This is a genomic window from Bifidobacterium kimbladii, assembly GCF_032193675.1.
In the GTDB taxonomy this organism is placed as follows: domain Bacteria; phylum Actinomycetota; class Actinomycetes; order Actinomycetales; family Bifidobacteriaceae; genus Bombiscardovia; species Bombiscardovia kimbladii.
The window spans coordinates 22,785-42,510 of the sequence record NZ_JASTZZ010000008.1 but is presented as its reverse complement, the minus strand read 5'-3'; the positions used below and the strand labels follow the sequence as shown (position 1 = coordinate 42,510).

Sequence of the window (19,726 nt, the reverse complement as noted above, 5' to 3'; positions counted from 1 at the left end):
GCGGGGCCTTTTCCTCAAACCCATCATGTACAGTGGTCGCATACAACGGCCGCCGACGGGATTACGGCAACCCCGCCGACATACCCGCCGACCCATTCTTTTGCGAAGTGATCGTTCATGACAGCTGACCGACCGGCCTCTACGAGCCCGCCCGTTCTCACCTTCATCGTCCCCGCCTACAACATGGCCCAGCATCTGCCGACCTGCCTGGATTCGCTCCTGAGCCGGGAGGGGGAGGACCTGGAGGTCATCGTGGTCGATGACGGATCCACCGATGCCACAGCGCAGGTAGTGCAGTCATATCAGGCACGCCATCCGCACACTGTCCGACTGATCAGCCAGACCAACAAGGGCCACGGCGGCGCGGTCAACACCGGCCTGGCAGCCGCCCGTGGCCGCTATGTCAAGGTGGTCGATGCCGACGACTGGGTGGACCCGACCTCCCTGAGTCTGGTCTTGGATCAACTGCGCGACCAGTCACAACGTACGAATCCGGTGGACATGGTGGTCACCAACTACGTCTACGAAAAGGAAGGCCGCAAACATAAGCGGGTCATCAACTTCCGCAGCGTCATGGACCCGGGACGGGTGCTGGACTGGAACCATCTGCGGCGGTTCGGGCTGGCCCAGTACATGATCATGCATGCCCTGATCCTGCGCACCGAGGTGCTCCGCCAGGCCCACACCCATCTGCCCGAGCACACCTATTACGTGGACTTCATCTACTCCTATCAGCCCCTGCCCTGGGTACACACCCTGCTCTACCTGGACACGAATTTCTACCGCTATCACACCGGCCGCCAGGGCCAGTCGGTACAGACCTCGATCATGATCGCCCGGGTCTCGCAACTGCTGCTGGTCAACGGGCTCATGGCGGATTCCACGCCTGACCCGGGGACGGTTCCCCGTGGACTTTATCGTTATATGATCCACTATCTGTCCATTAACTGCGTGGTGACCTCGGTCTTCCTGATTCTTTCACGCAAGCCCAGCAACTACCGAAACAAGGACATGCTCTGGCGAAGGCTGGAGCACCGCTCCCCCGTCATCGCCTCCGACGTGCGCTCCACCCTGCTCTGCCGGATGATCAACATGCCGGGCAGGCCGGGCCGCTTGGCCATTCGCCTGGGTTACAAGGCCGCCGAGGCCGCCATGGGCTTCAACTGATCGCCCACCCGCGGCAGGAGCACACAAAGGCTGAACCAGTGATGCTCGGTCCGCAGGGTCATCTCGCCCTGGTAGCGGTGGGCTATGTGCCGGATGGACTTGACTCCGTAGCCATGCAGGCCATCCTCAGTTCTGGTCTTGGTGGTGGCCAGCTCGCCGTTGCCCTTCCAATTCAGGGGCGATACAAAATAGTTTTCAATGCGGATCACCACGAATTGTCCCCGTGCGTACAGGGCCACCTTGATCAGGCGGCGGTCTGAGTCCTCAACCTTCCTCAAAGCCTCAATGGCATTGTCCAAGGCGTTGCCGAAGAGGGTGGAGACATCCATGGGCGACATCCCCTCCAAGAGGGAGCCGTCGGCCACCATGGTCAGGGTGATCCCCTCTTCGGAGCATATGCGCTCCTTGGTTGACATGACCACGTCCAGGATGGGGTTGCCGGTATGCTGCTGCGACCCGTACCGCCCGACTGCAGCCTCCAGCTCCTCGAAATCCTGGGACTTGCGCTCAGGGTCCATCTGCGAGCGCAGGGCGGCGATCTGATGCTTGAGGTCGTGGGCGAGCCTGCCCATGGCCTCCAGATTTTCCTTGGACCGCATGTACTCCCGATGCTGGCTGTAAGCCCGGGCGTTGATGGAGGCCAGCTCGGCGCTGGTATGGCTCTCCCGCAGCTGTTCCTGCTGGGCGTAGAGCATGGCGAAGCCGCACAGATCCACCAGAGTGCGGATGTAGAAGACCTCCAGGCCGACCCGACCGGAGAAGGGGGTGTTGGTGGAAACGAAACTCAGGTTGGACATGGCGAAGGTAACCACAGCGATGACCGCGGCTATGAAGACGCTGCGTCCTGGCACAGAAGGCTGGGCATCGGCGAAGTTGCGCCGTTCCGCCACCCAGGCCAGCAGTCCTACGCCCCCGTAGATCAGCACCAGCAGGATCAAGGAGGCCGGGTCGTACAGGCTGTGGCTGGAAGGACGCATGAAGGAGTCCAGCTGCCAGTGCAGGGAGGCAACCAGCTCGGCCAGAACGAAGGCACGGGCCAGCAGATAGGCCCCGTCCAGCGCCCTCAACCCCGAAGCCAGCATGATGATGGCATACATGCAGGCCACGGCCAGGCACATGCTGATGATCCAGAAGGCGATAGGCAGGGTGCCGGCCCAATATTGGACCCCGATGAGCACAGCCAGACCGGGCAGAAGCACAGCCACCATTCTTAGGCGTGAGGTCCTTGCCCCAATAGCAAATAGATAGACCAGGCAACCCAGCCACTCGCTGATGCCCGTATAGAGCCGGGGGATGTCGGGCAGGGCATTGAGGATGTGGGTGCTGGTCATGGCCGACCTGCCACATAGGCGGTCAGAGCCGTCATGAAGGCCTTCTTGCGGGGTCGGCTGACCCGCAGCCGCTGGCCGGTAGACATGATGCAGTCCTGGTCCTCCATGCCCGTCACATGGGCTAGGTTGACCAGGTAACAGGAGTTGGAGCGGAAGAATCCCCGCTGGTCCAGCTGGCCCTCCAGGCTTTTCAGCGTGCTGTTCGTGGTCAGTGAGGAATCCAAGGTGTGGATGACGCTGCTGTGGCGGACGGATTCGATGAAGACGATGTCCTTGAGGGGGATCCTGGTGGATCGGGCACCCTCGGTGATCAGGATGGACAGGTCCACGCGGCCGCGCACCTGGGCGATGGATCGGTCCAGCTCCTGGGAGAAGGCGAACCAGGGCAGGGGCTTGAGCAGGTAAGAAAGAGCGCCCACTTCATAGCCGTTGATGGCGTACTGGGGGGCGGAGGTGATGAAAACGATGACTACCGACTCGTCACGGGCTCTTACCCTGCGGGCCACTTCGATTCCGTCCATGGGGGTCATCTGAATGTCCAGAAGGAGGATGTCATAGACGGGTCGATAGCCATCCGCAAAAGCCTTGCCATCGGTGAAGACGCTGACCGTCAGTTCTTCCTGACGTTCCTTGCGGTAGCGGCTCAGGTAATTGACCATGGTCCGACAGCTGATGGAATCATCATCCACCACTGCGATTCTGATCATCCTGGCACACACTCCTTACCCCGTCGGCCAAGGACCCATGGCCGCCGTTATCACCGTTCTTCAATGATATCGGAGATGTCCGCATGGCAGTCCCCGCTTGCCTGAAGCCGAACGCTGACAAACAGGGGTTGGTTTGGAAAAAGCAAACAAGTTTGAACCACTCGTTTTTTACGCTGCGAATCTATTCTCACTTGTGGGCGGGAACGATTAGAGTCGAAACATGTCTACCTTCGCACCCTCTTCGTCCTGGAAACCCTCCACCTGGCTGGCCCGCCTGATGCTGCTGATGGCTGCGGCCGCCTGGGGAGCCGGATACACCTTCGAAAAGGTTGCCATGGAGACCTTGACCGTGCGCTGGTTGATGGGCATTCGCATCCTCTGCGCCATCGTGATCATGACACCCTTTTTGCTGCCCAGGCTGCGCAGAACCGGGGCCATACATACCCTGGTGCCGGGACTGATCCTGGGAGTCAGTTACTGGGCGGCCTTCAGCCTGCAGATGATGGGGCTGACCACCATCGCTCCGGGCCGGAACTCCTTTCTGACGGCCACCTACTGCATCTTTGTGCCCTTCCTGGTCTGGATCATGGCCCGCCGACGGCCGGCCCTGCGGCACTTCGTCGCGGCCGCCATCTGCATCCTGGGCGTGGCTCTGATCTCGCTGCCGGCCCAGGGCGGGGGACAGGGGCTGGCTCTGAGCACCGGCGACCTGCTGACCCTGGCCGGCGCCCTGCTCTACGGGGTCAACCTGGTGATCACCGGTTTCCTGACCAAGAAGTTCGATGCCCCCACGCTGACCTACCTGGAGCTGCTCTTCGGCGGCATTCTCTTCCTGGTCTGCGCGCTGATCTTCGATCCCTTGCCCACTGCGGCCGACTTCACGCCCTCGACCCTGGGCTCCATGATTTATCTGACGCTGATCTCGACCCTGATGGCCCAGAACTTTCAGAACATCGCCTTCTCCAGGGTCCCCGCCGCCCAGGGCTCGCTGATCCTGTGCTCGGAGAGCCTGTTCGGCATGCTGGTCTCGGTCCTGGTCCTGCAGGAGGAGCTGACGGCCACCCATCTGCTGGGCTTCGCCATCATCTTCGCCGCCATCATCCTGTCCGAGGTCAGGCTTCACCCCCGCCGGCTGTCGAGGGATTCCTGAGCAGCCGGATCCTCCCGGTAGGCTGTTCCGGGCAAGAGGTCGTAGGGCATCTGCCGCTTGATCAGGTAGAAGACCAGCAGGAGCAGGGCCAGGATGCGCGTCGCAGTCTGAACCTTGCCGGTCCAGGGGCCGAAGACGGCCAGGATGACTGCGGTCCGGAACAGATAGAAGAGGAAGCGGGACCAGCCATGCCGCTGCTTGGTTTCGACGGTCATGTGGGTGAAGGTGGCGCCCAGTGTCCGTCCCCGGCGGGGCAGGGGTATGAGCAGTTCAAAGATCAGCAGCATGGCCAGATCCACCACGGTCCCGAACACATCCAGAGCGGATGGGGCGATCAGCAATCCGCCAAAGCGGTAGTGACCATCCAGCTGATAGGCGCCCAGGCGATGGACCGCATAGGTCACGCCCATCCCCAGAGACAGGGACAGAATGGTGGCCAGAAGCAGATCCAGAGCCAGGGAGACGGCACGGTGTATGAACCCGGGATTGGTGACCAGCTGGGCAGCGTCAGCCTGACGAGCGGGAACGAGCTTGTTGGCCGCCATGGCCACCAGGTAGCCGATCAGAGCGCCTGAAGTATTCCAAATCAGGTCGTCCACGTCGAAGAGACGGTAGGCGCAGCCCACGATGCCGAAAACCCCGGTCAGCTGGGCCGTTTCGATGAAGAGGGAGACCAGGAAGGCAACCGGCAAGGCCAGGATGAAGCGCCAGCGGAAGACCCGCCCCATGATGAAGCCCAAGGGCAGGAAGAAGGCCACATTGAGCAGGATCTGCAGCATGGCCATCCGACCGCCTGTGCTCAGGTCGGTCAGGAATTGCATGGGGTTGAGCTGGGGGGTCAGATGGTGGGTGGCGCAGAAAGCAGCACGGTCGTCGGGCATGGGCCAGAGGGTGAAGAAGACCAAGGCCAGCAGGTATAAGACGGTCAGGTAGGCCGCCATGGCTGCTGTCAGCCGGAGCCGGTGATAACGGTTGTAGATCAGGGCAAGAATGGGCAGGGTCAGGATCAGCGAGGCCAGGGGCCAAAAGACCAGAGATATGCCGAAGGAGCCGCTGAAGTAGTCCAGGTATGTCGAGAGCACAGTTCCAGTCTAAATCGTGCTTGGGCCTATCGACCGATTGACTGCTCCGACGAAGAGCTCAGTCGTCGCCCAAGGTTACGTGGATGCCGCCAACCAGGGAGCTGACCAGATTGTAGAGAAAGGCAAAAATGGTGACCAGAGCCACTACTATGACGATCTCGAAGATAGAGAAAATGGTCACCGAGCTCAGGACCGTCCCCAGGCTCAGCACCTGGCCCAGGTCGAAACCACCCGCATCCAGGCCTGTCTTGGAGATGACCTGGGTCAGGTTGTCAAAGAGTCCCATAGCGTTGAGCAGAATCCAGAGCAGGGCGGCGGCCACCACCTGAATGATGGCCCCGGCGATGGACAGCAGGAAGGTGACCTTGGCCACCGACCAAGGTTCCAGCCGGGTCAAGGACAGCTGCATGCGCCGGGCCCGAGGCACGTGAGGACGTGTCGCTGAAGAGGCCTTGACCGGACCGGCAGCCGAAGCTGCGGTTCTTGCGGAGCGCCCTGCTGCCGTCCGGCCGGCAGCAGAAGCCGGGGGAGTGGCCGATGAGGGTCGGCGGGACTCGCCCTTTTCGGATTCATCAGCCTTGGTCTTTCCGGCTTTGGGCTTTTCTGTACCCTTCTTACCGGTACCGGCCTTGGCCTGCTTCTGATCATCCTGGCTCATGGGCACTCCTTGATCCTTGCATTCACCAGTCCGCGCACACCGCCGCAGGACCTGCACAACTTCTTACGAGGCTACCAGTCTTGTCAGACTGGTAGCGGACCTGCTCAGTCCTCTTGGGCCAGACCTTGGCCGTCGCCGGTTCCGGTGGTGGCGATGGGCTGATCCTTGGCCGCCAGGGGAGCGGCAGGAGCCAAGTCAGCCTGACCGCCATTCTCCTCCTGGTCGTCACGCTCGGCATTGCGGGCGATGGAGAGGATCTCATCGCCCTTGTCGGGCTTGGCTAGAGTGACTCCCTGGGTGTTGCGGCCGGTCCGCTTGACCTCGGCCACATCGGAGCGGATGACCTTGCCGGACTTCATGATGGCCATGATCTGATCGTCCTCGTTCACCACCAGGGCGCCGACCAGGGATCCCCGGCCCTCCACCATGGCGATGGCCTTGACGCCGTAGCCGTTGCGGCCCTGCAGGCGGTACTCGCTCAGGGCAGTCCGCTTGGCAAAGCCTTCATCGGTGACCACCAGCAGATCATTCCCGGACTCCTTGGCGATCACGTCCATGCTCAGCAGTTCATCGCCGGGGCGGAACCGCATGCCTTGGACGCCGGCGGTCTGCCGTCCCATGGGCCGCAGGGTGGAGTCGTCGGCCGGGAAGCGCACGCTCATGCCCTTGCGGGAGACCAGGATGATCTCGTCGTCGGCATTGCAGAGGGCTGCGCCCACCAGCTCATCGCTCTGGGGCACCTCTTGCCCGTCCTCGTCGGTGACGGTGCCCAGCTCCATCAGCCGCACGGCGATCAGGCCGCCCTGGCGGGGCGAATCATACTCGGTCAGGCGGGTCTTCTTGACCCGTCCGGTCTGGGTGGCCAGAACCAGATAGTCGGCATCGTCATAGTCGTGCAGGGAGAGGACCTGTTCGATCCGCTCGCCCGGGCCCAGCTGGAGCAGATTGGCTACATGCTGTCCCTTGGAGTCGCGGGAACCCTCAGGCAGCTCATAGGCCTTGAGCCGATACACCCGGCCCTTGTTGGTGAAGAAGAGCAGCCAGTTGTGGGTGCTGGTCAGGAAGAAGTGGTCCACCACGTCGTCCTCACGCAGCCTGGCTCCGCGGATGCCCTTGCCGCCACGGTGCTGGGCCCGGTACTCGTCGGCCTTGGTCCGCTTGACGAAGCCGGAGTGGGTGACGGTGACCACCACCTGCTCGTCGGCGATCAGGTCCTCCACGTTCATCTCGCCTGAGTAGGGGACGATCCGGGTCCTCCGCTCGTCGCCGTACTTGTCGACGATCTCGTCCAGCTCATCGCCCACGATGGTGCGCTGGCGCTCGGGGTGGGCCAAAATATCGTTGTAGTCGGCGATCTTGCGCATGAGATCCTCATGCTCGTCCAGGATCTTCTGCCGTTCCAGGGCGGCCAGACGGCGCAGCTGCATGGCCAGGATGGCATCGGCCTGGACCTCGTCCACATCCAGCAGCTCCATCAGGCCAGTGCGGGCCGTCTCCACGTCCTTGGAGGCGCGGATCAGGGCGATGACCTGGTCGATCATGTCCAGGGCCTTCAGATACCCCTGCAGGATGTGGTCGCGATCCTCGGCTTCCCGCTTCAGGTAGCGGGTGCGCCGCTCGACCACATCCAGCTGGTGGTCCACCCAATGGCGGATGAAGGCATCCAGACTCAAGGTCCTGGGGACCCCGTCCACAAGGGCCAGCATGTTGGCCCCGAAGGTCTGCTGCAGCTGGGTGTGCTTGTAAAGGTTGTTGAGGACCACCTTGGGCACGGCATCACGCTTGAGCACCAGGACCAGGCGCTGGCCGGTACGGCCCGAGGTCTCATCGCGCATGTCGGCGATGCCTTGAATCTTGCCGTCGCGCACCGCCTCGCGGATGGAGGAGGCCAGCCGGTCGGGGTTGACCTGGTAGGGCAGCTCGGTGACCACCAGGCACATCCTTCCGCGGATCTCCTCGGTGTTGACCACGGCCCGCATGGTGATCAGGCCGCGTCCGGTCCGGTAGGCCTGCTCGATGCCTTTGTGACCCAGAATGGTGGCGCCGGTAGGGAAGTCCGGTCCCTTGATGATGGCGATCAGGGCGTTGAGCAGCTCCTCCTTGGAGGCCTCGGGATGCTCCAGTGCCCAGTGCACGCCCTTGGATACCTCGCGCAGGTTGTGCGGAGGGATGTTGGTGGCCATGCCCACGGCGATGCCGGCTGATCCATTGACCAGCAGGTTGGGGAAGCGGGAGGGCAGAACCGTAGGCTCCTGGGTTTTCCCATCGTAGTTGGGGATGAAATCGACCGTGTCCTTGTCGATGTCGCGCACCATCTCCATGGCCAGGGGGGCCATACGGCACTCGGTGTACCTCATGGCGGCCGCCGGGTCGTCGCCGGGGGAGCCGAAGTTGCCCTGGCCGTCCACCAGCGGGTAGCGCATGGACCAGGACTGGGCCAGACGCACGATGGTGTCATAGATGGCCGCATCGCCATGGGGGTGGTACTTGCCCATGACGTCGCCCACCACGCGCGAGCACTTGTTGTAGCCGCGGTCGGGCCGGTATCCGCCGTCGTACATGGCGTAGATGACCCTGCGGTGGACCGGCTTCATGCCATCGCGGACATCGGGCAGGGCCCGCTCCACGATCACGGACAGGGCGTAGGACAGGTAGGATTCCCGCATCTCCTGCTGGAGGTCGATGGGCTGAATCCGCTCGCCCTTAAGGAGGCCGTAATCGGTGTTGTCCATCTCCTGGGGGCTGAGCGGCTCGCGGGACCCGTCGGGCAGGTTGAGGCCGTCCTGGTCCGGGCTGTTGTCATTGTTGTTATCGTCTGCCAAAATCGATCCTTAGCTCAAATGGTGAAAAGGGGAGGCTTCCGTCTCAGGCGTCGATGAAGCGGGCGTCGTGGGCGTTGCGTTGGATGAACAGACGCCGAGGCTCGACCTCGTCGCCCATGAGCATGGTGAAGGTCTCGTCGGCCTGCTCAGCGTCATCGATGCGGATCTTCTTGAGGATGCGGTGATCCGGATCCATGGTGGTCTCCCAGAGCTCCTGGTAGCTCATCTCGCCCAGACCCTTGTAACGCTGGATCCCTTCGCCCTTGGGCAGCTGTCGGCCAGAGGCCTTGCCCTCGGCCAGGACCCTGTCGCGCTCGGCATCGGTGTAGACGAAGCTGTGGGGCCCCTTGGTCCACTTGAGCCGGTAGAGCGGGGGCATGGCCACGTAGACGTAGCCAGCCTCGATCATGGGCCGCATGTAGCGGAAGAAGAGGGTCAGATTCAGGGTGGCGATGTGGGCGCCGTCCACGTCGGCATCGGCCATGATGATGACCTTGTGGTAGCGCACCTTGTCGATGTTGAAGTCCTCGCCGTATCCGCCGCCCACAGCCGTGATCAGGGATTCGATGGTGTCGGACTTCATCATGCGGTCCAGACTGGCCCGCTCCGTGTTGAGGATCTTGCCGCGCAGGGGCAGGATGGCCTGGGTCATGGGGTTGCGCCCCTGGATGGCCGAGCCGCCTGCGGAGTCGCCCTCCACGATGAACAGCTCGCACTCCTCGGGGTCGCTGGACTGGCAGTCCTTGAGCTTATCGGGCATGCCGGCCGTCTCGAAGATGGACTTGCGACGGGTGTTCTCGCGGGCCTTCTTGGCCGCGATCCTGGCCCGGGAGGCCTCCATGGCCTTCTGGATGATGGACTTGGCCTCGCCGGGATGGGCGTCGAACCAGTCGCTCAGCCTCTCGGTCATGACCCGCTGGACGAAGGTCTTGGCCTCGGAGTTGCCCAGCTTGGTCTTGGTCTGGCCCTCGAACTGCGGATTGGTCAGCTTGACGGAGACCACGGCGGTCAACCCCTCGCGCACGTCATCGCCCGAGAGGTTGTCATCCTTGTCCTTGAGGATGTTCTTGTCCCGTGCATAGCGGTTGATCATGCTGGTCAGAGCTGCACGGAACCCCTCTTCGTGGGTGCCGCCCTCGGTGGTCGCGATGGTGTTGGCGAAAGTGTGGACCGACTCCGAGTAGGCGGTGGTCCACTGCATAGCCACCTCGGCGGAGATGCCCAGCTTCAGGTCCTCGGCCTCGAAGTCGATGACCTCGGCCTCCACAGGCGTGGCCTTCCTGACCTTGACCAGATAGTCCACATAGTCCTTGATGCCGTTGGCATACTGGTAGCTGACGGACTGGCCCTTCTGCTCAGGGGTCTGCTCCTCGCCCGCCACCTCGTCACCGGCCTGGTTGTTGGGGCGCAGATCGGTCAGGGTGATTCTCAAGCCCTTGTTGAGGAAGGCCATCTGCTGGAAACGGCTGCGCAGGGTCTCGAAGTCGTAGACCGTGGTCTCGAAGATTTTGGGATCGGCCCAGAAGGTCACCGAGGTGCCGGTGCCCTCGTCCGGCCCCATGGCCTGATCCTTGGATAGGGGAGCCGTGGGCTTCTGATCGCGGAAGCTCTGATGCCAGTGGTAACCCTGACGGCGCACCTGGACGTCGATCCGGGTGGACAGGGCGTTCACCACGGATATGCCCACGCCGTGCAGGCCGCCTGAAACCGCGTAGCCGCCGCCGCCGAACTTGCCGCCGGCATGCAGCTTGGTCATGACCACCTCGACGCCGCTCTTGCCCTCGCCCGGCACCTCGTCCACAGGTATGCCACGGCCGTTGTCGTCCACCCGGATGCCGTTGTCGGGCAGAATGGTGACTTCAATGTGGTCAGCATACCCGGCCAGGGCCTCGTCGACCGAGTTGTCGACGATCTCGTAGACCAGATGGTGCAGGCCCCTGGGACCTGTAGAACCGATGTACATACCGGGACGGACGCGAACAGCCTCCAGCCCCTCCAGCACTTTCAGATCGCTGGCATCATAGTGTTCGGGGGAGAGCGAGTCATCCAGCTGCGCGTCGTCCAGCTGATCCTGGCCCGTCATGCCGTCATCCTGAGGCTTGTCCTCCTCATGCTCCCGGCCCTCTTGCGGGGTCCGGGACGGGTCAGTGTTGAGATCTGCCACGGATAGTCCTTTCTGCACCCCCATGGTCGCCCACTGACGACAAAGCAGCTTCCGTTCGTGGTCGAGCGGGGGATCGAGTCATGGTCACAAGGTTCCAAATCGTCCATAAAGGGGCCTTGGAAGCGTTTGACCCTATAACCTATAGATTACCAGCGCTAGGGGACTTTAGGCTGACAGAAAGCTGGGAAGACGGTATCCGCAGATTATGGGTTCACCCGTAGGTGTCGCGCACGCCTCGGCCCGGCGGATCGAACCGTGAACGGCGAAAGCTGTAGTTGTGGGGGCCGGTCACCCGGATCTGCTTGACCGGCATGCCCAGCCGCTTGACAATGGTCGCCTTGAGCTGGGGAACCAGGTAGGTCAGCTGGGTAGCCCAGACTGTGGTCTGCGCCTGGATGATCAGCACGCCCTCCCGGTAGGAGACCACTCTCGAATGAGCTGCGATGCCGGGGCCCACCACACTGTCCCACTGGTTGCGCAGCCGGGCCACCTTCAGGTGGCTGGTCCACCCGCTCCCGGCAGCCAGGCTGGTCACCACTCCTCCCAGTTTGGCTGGGTCACGGCCTGGCTTGCCGAACGCATACCAGGCCTTGCGGGAGTTGTCCTCCCGCTGCCGACGAGTGGCCGCCCGTCGTGTGCAACCCTCGAAGACCAAGGCCGGCAATCGACGCTGGTCCAGGTGCAGAGTCTCAACCATGGGCGCCTTCATGACAGGTCGTTCCCCTCTGGCCCATCCTTCATATCCGAGTCATCATGAGCCGTCCCTCTGGTTCGACGCAGATCCTGCATGGCACTGGCGATGGCCGGATCCTGAGCGGCCGGATCGGATGGTTGCACAGGCCTCAACCTGGACACATCCACCAAGCTGGCACCCTGCAGGGAGGGGATATCGCTGTCGGCGGCCACAGTGATCAGCACCTGGTCCTGCTGGCGGGCAAAGTCCAGGATCTGATCCCTGCGGCACCGATCCAACTGGGCGAAGACATCATCCAGAATGACGATCGGCTCCAGGGCGCGACGATCCTTGACCACCTGCAGCAGAGCCAGCCTCAGAGCCAGGGCCAGGGTCCACATCTCACCGTTGGAGGCGAACTCCCGGGCAGGCATGCCGTTGAGCGTGAAGGCCAGATCATCGCGCTGGGGGCCGATCAGATTGGTGCCCCGGGCCACTTCTCCCGGATATATCCGCTGAAAGTGACGACTGACGGCTTCGGCGACCTCGGGACCGGTCTGCCCATCGGGGCCGATCTCCTCCAAGGAGGGCCTGTAGGTCAATCGGGCATGCTGATCAGGGCCTGCCAGCCGACCATACAGTTCACTGAAGGGCTGGTCCAGGGCCTCTACCAGAGCCGCCCGTCGTCGGCTCAGATCCAGCCCGGTGCGAATGAACTGCCCAGTCCATACCTCTAGGCCGGACAGGGCTGCGTCACGCCCATCACCCGAAGGGTCGCGGACCGCCTGTGAGAGCTGCTTGAGCAGGGCAGCGCGCTGCCTGGCCACATGGCGAAAATCCTGCCGAACCTGGAAGTAGTCGGCATCGAGCTGGCTGCCGGCCTGGTCCAGCACGGCACGCCTGGCTGCCGGCTCTCCGGAGACCATCAGCTGATCCTCGGGGCTGAAGGTCACGCAGGGCACCCGGCCTACCAGGTCACGCTGATAGAGGGAAGGCCCGCCGTTGATTCTTCCCCGGTTGGCCCCCTTGGCGGCAATGGTCAGCTCATAGTCGGTGGCGGTCCCGTCCTGCTCCAGCCTGGCCCTGATGGTGGCCTTGGACTGCCCACGCTCTACCAAGGGCAGCGAGGATGAGGTCCTATGGCTGCCGCCGGTGGACAGAACTTCGATGGCCTCGACCAGGTTGGTCTTGCCCAGACCGTTGCGCCCCTCCAGAATGGTCACTCCGGGCTCCAGATCGAGGACGCAGTGCTCCCAGGAACGGAAGTGATCCAGAACCAGACGGGAGATGTGCACGGCGATCGTTCCTCGAACCTGCCCGGGTGTCAGTTGTTGAAACGCATGGGCACCAGCAGGTACCGGTAGTCCATGGACTCCTCGGAATCCTGCTCCTGCTGGCCGTTGAACTCCACGGCCTTGACCGCCGAGGTCATTTTGATACGGACAAAGGGCTCGGCGATGGCGCCCAGCCCGTCGATCAGATAGCTGGGATTGAAGGCCACCGTGATGTCCTCGCCATCCAGATCTGCCTGCAGAACCTCATGGGCCTGTGCCTCGTCAGCCGTGCCTGCGCTCAGTGTCACCTCGTTGCCGGAGAAGACCATGCGAATGGGGGCGTTGCGTTCGGCAACCAGGGCCACGCGCTTGATGGCGTCGATCAGATCCTGCCGGGCGATGACCGCCTGGATGGGGTACTCGTCCGAAAAGAGACGGTCCACGGCCGGAAATTCCCCGTCAATCAGCTGGGTGGTGGATATCTTGCCGGCGTTTTCCACGCCCATGATGGTGGGGTTGTCAGCCTCGTAATCCATGGTCACGTTCTGGTGCTCGTCGAGGGAGCGGGCGATGTCTCGCAGCAGAGAGCCGCGGATCAGCATCGATGTGGAGAAGTCGGCGTCGCGAGGAGTCCAGGTGAAGCTCGAACGGGACAGCCTGAAACGGTCAGTGGCGGTCATGACCACCTTGTCCCCGGTGATTTCGGTTTTTACGCTAGTCAGGACTGGCCGGCTTTCTTCCCGGGAAACAGCGACGATGGATTGGGAGATGGATTGGATAAAGGTCTCAGCATCCACCTGGCCCATGGGTTCGGGAACGGCAGGAAGGTCGGGATATTCGCTGTCAGGCATCAGCTGCAGGGAAAAAGTGGATTTACCCGAAGTGATGGTCATCTTGGATCCCTCGGTTGACAGGTAGGTCTTCTCCGAGGGCAGTGATTTAGTGATGTCCGCTAGAAGTTTGCCCAACACCAGAGCCGTGCCGGATTCGTCGATGCCTGCCTCGATGTGGTTTCTCGCCGAAACCTCGTAATCGAAAGCAGAGAGCTTCAATGTTCCGTCAGAGGCTTCCATTCTCACGCCCGCCAGAATCGGCGAAGCCGGTCGGGAGGGGATGATGCGGGTGGTCCAAGCCACTGCATCCGAGAGTGCGGATGAATTCACTTCTACTTTCATGGGAGCCTTCTTGTCGATGAATGAACTGGACTCATTCTATCGAATAGGCCAGGGGATGTGGTTGGAGTGAAGAAGTGTGCTTGAATATGACCATGACTGTTGCATAAATATACATAGAGTCATCGTAATAAGCTCGGTGGATGGTGTGGATAAGTTTCCAAATCCTTGCAATGCGGTGGATACACCTCATCCAGGCGCTGTGGATAAGTGGTGAGATCGGTGTGACTAAAAAGCCAAATTATCCACAAGGGCGGATTTTTGCTGAGTTATCCACACAAGTATGGTGGTTATTCGCTGAAGATCCACCACTTGTCCCCGGAAAATCGGTGGGTTATTCCCAAGGTTTGCCCACATCTGGGGATAAACAGGTGGATATCTTTTTCTGTCGATCCACACCGGTTCCTGCGTGTCGCATCAGTTCTGAGGCTGCTTGAGCCGGACGGTCAGTTCCATGACGTAGTTGTAAATCTCCCGCTTTTCCTGCATCTCATTGGAGATACGCGTATAGGCGTGCATGACTGTCGTGTGGTCGCGGCCGCCGAAGACCTCGCCGATGTCTACCAAGGACATGCTGGTCATTTCCCTGGCCAGATACATGGCGATCTGGCGGGCCAGGGCGATGTTCTTGGTGCGCGTACGGCCGACGATATCGTCAAAGGTCAGATGGAAGTACTTGGCCACCTGGGAGATGATGTCAGTGGGCTTGATTTCTACGTCCGTGGAGAAGAAGTCCTGCAGGGTCTGTTCAGCCAAGGCCGTGGTGACCGGCTGGTTATTGAGGCTGGCCACGGCTGTGACACGAGTCAGAGCCCCCTCAAGCTCTCGGATGTTCTCGGTGAAGCGTTCCGCGATCAGATCCAGGACCTCGTTGGGAATGCTGACCCCGTTCATGGAGGCCATCATTCTCAGGATGGCCACCCGAGTCTCCCGGTCTGGCGGCTTGACGTCCACGGTAAGGCCCGAGTCGAAGCGCGAGATCAGTCGCGATTCGAAGCCTTTCAGATTCTTGGGGGCCACGTCCGAGGCGATGACGATGCGCTTGTTGGCGTCGTGCAGGGCGTTGAAGGTGTGGAAGAACTGGTCCAGGGTCGCTTCCTTGCCCCCCAGAAACTGGATGTCATCGATAAGGAGCACATCCACCTGCCGGTAGCGGCGGTTGAATTCCGCGATCTGGCCCGAGCCTTGGGTTGAGTTCTGCAGGGCGTCGATGAACTCGTTGGTGAATTCCTCCGAGTTGACGTACCGGACCTTGAGCGAAGGATCCTTAACCAGGGCATAGTTGCCAATGGCGTTGAGCAGATGAGTCTTGCCCAGGCCCGAACTGCCATAGATGCACAGGGGATTGAAGTCCTGGCCCGAGCCTTCGGCCACGGCCAGGGCCACGGTCCGCGCGAAGCGGTTGGAATCGCCTGGGACGAAGGTATCGAAAGTGGCGTTCTTGTTCAGATGAGTCTGCGGATCGCGCTCCACCCGGTTCTGGCTCATGGGGAAGCGAGGCACGGTAAAAGCGGGCCGAGACGTTGCCCGCTCGGCCTCGGCCTGCTGATCGGCATCAGTGCTCGCCGTGGATCTGGTAGCGGGGGAGGACTCGGACAGCTCGGCCTGCATGTCCAAAGTCACGGGCACGTAGGTGCCCTGATGGAAATCATTGGCCGAGACGATCGGGGTTTTGGCGGTCCCTGCGGTCTCAGGCCTCCAATTTGAACGGGTCTCTGTGTCGGAGGAGGATCGGCCGGTGCTGTTCTGGCGCTGGTAGTCGCCGTATGGATCCTGGGCTGGGCCGGGGACCTGACGGAACTCGCCGCTTCCCGGGGCGGAGCCAGCCATGGCGGATGCGCGTTGGTCGTTCTGTTGGTCAGCAGCCATCTGCTTGGCCATCTGCTCAGGGTAGACGATTTTGATGGCCGGGAACATTTCCTGATTGGTGACCAGTTGCAATGCGCTGAGGACGGGCTGGCTGAGCGGTCCTTGAATAGCTTCCTGGGTGGCCTTGGAGGAGACACGCAGAACGATGGTGGTGCCGAAGACCGCCTCGGGGGTGATGTCTTCAAGCCAGCCCTTGTCCCTGGAGGTCAGCGAACTGCTGTAGCGGAGCACCTGCAGGACCGCATCCCAGATTCTCTTGGCCTGGGCAGCGGCATCCAGCGGATCCTGCGCCATCAGTGTGCTCCTCTCTTCTCGACGACGGATTTCCCGTGTTTCCTGCTTCTCTCAAAGTCGACAGTAGCCCATTGTTACACCGACTTTGCGTGGTTATCCACAGGATAGCGTGTTGTGTCTGCGCTGAATGTGAATAACAGTGATGTAATTTGTGGATAAGTGAGGAGGCGTTTTCTCGCGCCATGACAGGGTTTGTGCAGGATACGAGGCGGTCCTTGTCATCTGAGGGGCGGATGCCTGTTTGACTCCGTCCCGGCTCCTGTGTACCGTGATATAGCTTGACTCATAACGAGCCGTACTCGAGTATGTCTACACACGGGAGCAACGAATTATGAAGAGGACATTCCAGCCCAATAACCGCCGTCGTCACATGAAGCACGGGTTCCGCGCTCGCATGCGCACCCGCTCTGGCCGCGCTCTGATCAATCGTCGCCGGGCCAAGGGCCGTCGGACGCTCTCCGCCTGAATCGGATTTCGATCCTTTCGCAAAAGGTGGAACGGCTGAGGAGCCACCGGGAGTTCACGGCGGTGCTCAGGCGACACCATCGGGTCAGCAGCCGGGATCTGGTCATTCATTATTCGATCCCTGGATCTGACCAGACGGTGACCCCGCTGCCGGTGGCATCGGTTGCGCACGAAGGGCGGCATGACATCCTGCCTGCGGGCAGACGCCGCATGGGGCTCGCTGTATCCAAAAATGTAGGCAAGGCCGTGACTAGGAACAAGGTCAAGCGCAGATTCAGGCAACTTGCCGGATCCAAGGAGGGCCTGCTGCCATCCTCCTGTGATCTGGTCATGCGCGCCAAGCCCAGCGCTGCCAGAGCCACCTATGAGCAGCTGGAGGAGCAAGTGGACAGGCTCTTCCGTGACCTTATGCGCAAGACTGGCAAGATTGCCGGCGGTTCTGAAGGGCGAACGCAATCAGGTTTGCAGCTCGTCGGGTCCAAGCGTCAACCCGCTCAACGGCTGGAAGCCAATGAAGGATGCAAGGCATGAGCGGCCTGGCCTCCCGGGCTCTGCAGGGTGCAGTCCGCTGGTATCAGCGCCACATCTCACCCCTCTCGCCGCCGCGGTGCCGTTATTACCCGACCTGCTCCCAGTACGCTCTGACCGCTCTGAGGCGGTTCGGGGCCTTGCGTGGAACCATCCTGGCCGTTCTGCGGCTATTGCGCTGCACGCCTTTCAACAACGGCGGGATCGATGACGTGCCCCAGAGGTTTTCCATCTTCTACCGGTTCCCGTGGTCCAAGGCCCATGAGGAGGCCCGGCTGACCCCCATGGCCCCAGACAAGGAGACGGCCTGACAATGTTCCAGAACAACGACACTTTCACTTTCGATACGGGCATATACGGCTTCTTCTATAAGATCCTCTACCCCATCGAGTGGCTCATGACCTACATCATGACCTACTGCCACAAGTTCCTGACCCTGATCGGGCTCCATAAGGGTCCCGGGGTGGCCTGGGCGCTCTCGGTAGTGATGCTGGTGCTGGTCGTCAACCTCTGCGTGCTGCCGCTCTTCATCAAGCAGCTGCGATCCATGCAAAAGATGCAGGCCCTGCAGCCCAAGCTGATGAAGATCCAGAACAAGTACCGCAACAAGAAGGATCCAGCCAGCCGAGAGGCCATGAGCCGGGAGACCATGAAGGTCTACCAGGATAACCATGCCAACCCCATGAGTTCCTGTCTGCCCGCGCTGGTCCAGGGCCCGGTCTTCATGACCATGTTCTACGTGCTTTCGGCTGTGCCCTTCATCGCCCGGGGCAAGCGGGCGCCCCTTGGAGCCTTCAACCGACAGGTGGCGCGAGAATTCGAGGAGACCACCTTCTTCGGGCTGCGGATTTCGGACAACTTCATGTCCGCCCAGGGTGCGGGCCGCATAGTCATAGTGGTCTTCATCGTGCTCATGTGCCTGGCCATGTTCTACTCGCAGTTCCACAACGTCCGGCGGAACATGCCCAGGTCGGCCATGCAGGGACAGCAGTACAAGATGCAGCAGATGATGGCCTTCATCTTCCCGGTCATGTACATCTTCTCAGGCATCTACTTCCCCTTCGCCGTGCTGATTTACTGGCTGACCAACAACCTTTGGAATCTGGGCCGAACCCTCTTCCAGGTCCGCCATATGCCTACGCCGGGCTCGCCGGCTGCAGAGAGCAAGGAGGAGCGGGACCACCGCCGTGAGAACGCTCGTCGCAAGCGCCAGGGGCTGCCCTCTTTGGAGGAGGAGCAGCTGATGGAGGCCAAGCGGCTGGAGGAGGAAGCCCGCAACAACAAGAACGTCTCCCACCAGCGTTCTCAGCCCCACCGCAAGCGTCGCGGTCGTTGATGCAGCCACTGGCAGCGGTGGCCGGTGTGGTGACCAAGCTTTCGGTCGGGCGGATACTGGAGTAGTCTGCAATCATCACGTCCGTGTATCCTCAATACTGGACACTCGATTGGTGACCAGGAATCCAGTGGACCTGAGGTTATGAATCGGATGTAAACGCGTGTAAGGAGAGCATAGATGTCTCAGTCTCTGGACCAGGGAAAGACCATCGAGCAACTCAATGAGGAGGCGGATGTCGCCGCCGACTATCTGGAGGGGTTGCTGGACATCGTCGATTACGAGGGCGATATCGAGATGGGGGTGCGCAACCACCGTCCGACCGTGCAGATTGTGGCTGACGACGACACGGATATCAAGCATCTGATCGGCAAGGATGGCGAGGTGGTGGATGCCCTGCAACAGCTGACGCGGCTGGCCGTGCAGCAGAAGATAGGGGAGCGCTCCCATCTGATCGTGGATGTGGACGGCTTCCTGCGGCGCAAGCGCGAGCATCTTCGCGAGCAGGCCCTGGATGTCATCGATGAGGTCCGTGAGACCGGCGATCCCGTCAATATGAAGCCCATGAACTCTTTCGAACGCAAGATCGTCCATGACATGGTCCGAGAGGAGGGGCTGAAGTCACGCTCCCACGGTGAGGAGCCCCACCGGTACGTCACCGTCTACCTGAAGGCCAAGAGCGAAGACGAGGACCTGCCTGACGATGTTGAGGACGAACCAGTCGGGTATGATGCCCCGCTGGACTCGGATGAAACCGATCAGGCCGATGATTCGGCTGACTACGCGGCTGATGACGATCCTGCTGGCGCGGACAGGGAGTGATTGCAGAACCAAGTAGGGCTGTGCGCCGATGAAGTATTGGTGACGTCAGCCTTGTTTGGATTGTTTCATTGTTTGCTGCAGTCAGACTGTCTAAGTTTGCTGTGTTATCGGCCAGGGTCGTGCCATCTGTCAGATGTATTGCCTTGTCTGGCTCATGACGATGCTGAGTTTGCCATGCTGCTTAATTCGGAATGATCTTGGTTGGTCATCCTCTA

15 protein-coding genes and 2 pseudogenes are annotated in these 19,726 nt (G+C 61.3%); 7 read left to right on the top strand and 10 right to left on the bottom strand.

The features are described from left to right. Nucleotides 1–117: 117 nt before the first annotated feature. Nucleotides 118–1,167, top strand: a complete 1,050-nt coding sequence (locus QRX41_RS08250; RefSeq protein WP_313839922.1) for a glycosyltransferase family 2 protein — start codon at nt 118–120, stop codon at nt 1,165–1,167. On the opposite strand, the gene QRX41_RS08245 is transcribed toward QRX41_RS08250, so the two are convergent. Together QRX41_RS08245 and QRX41_RS08240 are read right to left on the bottom strand one after the other, a co-directional pair. Next, nucleotides 1,131–2,498: a GHKL domain-containing protein gene (locus QRX41_RS08245; RefSeq protein WP_313839920.1), complete on the bottom strand. Its 1,368-nt coding sequence runs from the start codon at nt 2,496–2,498 to the stop codon at nt 1,131–1,133. The two genes, QRX41_RS08250 and QRX41_RS08245, sit on opposite strands and share 37 nt — an antisense overlap. After that, nucleotides 2,495–3,205, bottom strand: a complete 711-nt coding sequence (locus tag QRX41_RS08240) for a LytR/AlgR family response regulator transcription factor (protein ID WP_045923744.1) — start codon at nt 3,203–3,205, stop codon at nt 2,495–2,497. Before QRX41_RS08240 ends, QRX41_RS08245 begins: the two co-directional genes overlap by 4 nt. Before the next feature lie 220 nt (nt 3,206–3,425). Between QRX41_RS08240 and QRX41_RS08235 the strand changes: the two genes are divergently transcribed. Then, nucleotides 3,426–4,355, top strand: coding sequence for a DMT family transporter (locus QRX41_RS08235; protein WP_313839916.1), 930 nt, complete (start codon nt 3,426–3,428; stop codon nt 4,353–4,355). Here QRX41_RS08235 and QRX41_RS08230 read toward each other — a convergent pair. The 8 genes from QRX41_RS08230 to dnaA all read right to left on the bottom strand — a co-directional run bounded on the left by QRX41_RS08230 (nt 4,325) and on the right by dnaA (nt 16,363). After that, complete coding sequence (locus QRX41_RS08230) at nt 4,325–5,437, bottom strand: VanZ family protein (protein ID WP_313839914.1); 1,113 nt, start codon at nt 5,435–5,437, stop codon at nt 4,325–4,327. The two genes, QRX41_RS08235 and QRX41_RS08230, sit on opposite strands and share 31 nt — an antisense overlap. A 58-nt stretch (nt 5,438–5,495) precedes the next feature. Next, on the bottom strand, nt 5,496–6,095 hold the full coding sequence (locus QRX41_RS08225; RefSeq protein WP_024627120.1) for a DUF3566 domain-containing protein: 600 nt from the start codon (nt 6,093–6,095) through the stop codon (nt 5,496–5,498). 104 nt (nt 6,096–6,199) lie between these two features. After that, nucleotides 6,200–8,917, bottom strand: a complete 2,718-nt coding sequence (gene gyrA / locus QRX41_RS08220) for a DNA gyrase subunit A (RefSeq protein ID WP_313839911.1) — start codon at nt 8,915–8,917, stop codon at nt 6,200–6,202. A 43-nt stretch (nt 8,918–8,960) separates the two neighbouring features. Continuing rightward, a complete protein-coding gene (gene gyrB / locus QRX41_RS08215) occupies nt 8,961–11,000 on the bottom strand; it encodes a DNA topoisomerase (ATP-hydrolyzing) subunit B (protein ID WP_313839929.1) in 2,040 nt (679 codons plus the stop codon). Between the two features lie 292 nt (nt 11,001–11,292). Continuing rightward, complete coding sequence (locus QRX41_RS08210) at nt 11,293–11,778, bottom strand: DUF721 domain-containing protein (RefSeq protein ID WP_396165886.1); 486 nt, start codon at nt 11,776–11,778, stop codon at nt 11,293–11,295. Nucleotides 11,779–11,786: 8 nt separating this feature from the next. Then, nucleotides 11,787–13,049 (bottom strand): DNA replication/repair protein RecF, encoded by a 1,263-nt coding sequence (gene recF / locus QRX41_RS08205; protein WP_313839910.1) that lies wholly within the window; start codon nt 13,047–13,049, stop codon nt 11,787–11,789. Between the two features lie 29 nt (nt 13,050–13,078). After that, nucleotides 13,079–14,203: a DNA polymerase III subunit beta gene (dnaN, locus tag QRX41_RS08200; RefSeq protein WP_024627115.1), complete on the bottom strand. Its 1,125-nt coding sequence runs from the start codon at nt 14,201–14,203 to the stop codon at nt 13,079–13,081. A 414-nt stretch (nt 14,204–14,617) separates the two neighbouring features. Next, on the bottom strand, nt 14,618–16,363 hold the full coding sequence (dnaA, locus tag QRX41_RS08195) for a chromosomal replication initiator protein DnaA (RefSeq protein ID WP_313839908.1): 1,746 nt from the start codon (nt 16,361–16,363) through the stop codon (nt 14,618–14,620). Between the two features lie 331 nt (nt 16,364–16,694). Between dnaA and rpmH the strand changes: the two genes are divergently transcribed. From rpmH to QRX41_RS08170, 5 genes and pseudogenes are all read left to right on the top strand, one after another. After that, a complete protein-coding gene (gene rpmH, locus QRX41_RS08190) occupies nt 16,695–16,829 on the top strand; it encodes a 50S ribosomal protein L34 (RefSeq protein WP_015022700.1) in 135 nt (44 codons plus the stop codon). A 26-nt stretch (nt 16,830–16,855) separates the two neighbouring features. Next, nucleotides 16,856–17,248, top strand: a pseudogene (rnpA, locus tag QRX41_RS08185) (ribonuclease P protein component); the annotation flags it as partial. Between the two features lie 107 nt (nt 17,249–17,355). After that, the gene (gene yidD, locus QRX41_RS08180; protein WP_045925193.1) at nt 17,356–17,667 is read left to right on the top strand and encodes a membrane protein insertion efficiency factor YidD; all 312 of its coding nucleotides are present in this window, start codon (nt 17,356–17,358) and stop codon (nt 17,665–17,667) included. Between the two features lie 2 nt (nt 17,668–17,669). Beyond that, nucleotides 17,670–18,692, top strand: coding sequence for a membrane protein insertase YidC (gene yidC / locus QRX41_RS08175; RefSeq protein WP_045925058.1), 1,023 nt, complete (start codon nt 17,670–17,672; stop codon nt 18,690–18,692). Nucleotides 18,693–18,869: 177 nt separating this feature from the next. Beyond that, nucleotides 18,870–19,406: pseudogene (locus QRX41_RS08170) on the top strand (Jag family protein); the annotation flags it as partial. Between the last annotated feature and the right edge of the window lie 320 nt (nt 19,407–19,726).

Coding starts and splice junctions, on each gene's coding strand:
- QRX41_RS08250 (WP_313839922.1), top strand. CDS start 118: ATGACAGCTGACCGACCGGCCTCTACGAGCCCGCCCGTTCTCACCTTC.
- rpmH (WP_015022700.1), top strand. CDS start 16,695: ATGAAGAGGACATTCCAGCCCAATAACCGCCGTCGTCACATGAAGCAC.
- QRX41_RS08240 (WP_045923744.1), bottom strand. CDS start 3,205: ATGATCAGAATCGCAGTGGTGGATGATGATTCCATCAGCTGTCGGACC.
- QRX41_RS08235 (WP_313839916.1), top strand. CDS start 3,426: ATGTCTACCTTCGCACCCTCTTCGTCCTGGAAACCCTCCACCTGGCTG.
- dnaN (WP_024627115.1), bottom strand. CDS start 14,203: ATGAAAGTAGAAGTGAATTCATCCGCACTCTCGGATGCAGTGGCTTGG.
- QRX41_RS08210 (WP_396165886.1), bottom strand. CDS start 11,778: ATGGTTGAGACTCTGCACCTGGACCAGCGTCGATTGCCGGCCTTGGTC.
- yidC (WP_045925058.1), top strand. CDS start 17,670: ATGTTCCAGAACAACGACACTTTCACTTTCGATACGGGCATATACGGC.
- dnaA (WP_313839908.1), bottom strand. CDS start 16,363: ATGGCGCAGGATCCGCTGGATGCCGCTGCCCAGGCCAAGAGAATCTGG.
- QRX41_RS08245 (WP_313839920.1), bottom strand. CDS start 2,498: ATGACCAGCACCCACATCCTCAATGCCCTGCCCGACATCCCCCGGCTC.
- gyrB (WP_313839929.1), bottom strand. CDS start 11,000: ATGACGGGCCAGGATCAGCTGGACGACGCGCAGCTGGATGACTCGCTC.
- QRX41_RS08225 (WP_024627120.1), bottom strand. CDS start 6,095: ATGAGCCAGGATGATCAGAAGCAGGCCAAGGCCGGTACCGGTAAGAAG.
- yidD (WP_045925193.1), top strand. CDS start 17,356: ATGAGCGGCCTGGCCTCCCGGGCTCTGCAGGGTGCAGTCCGCTGGTAT.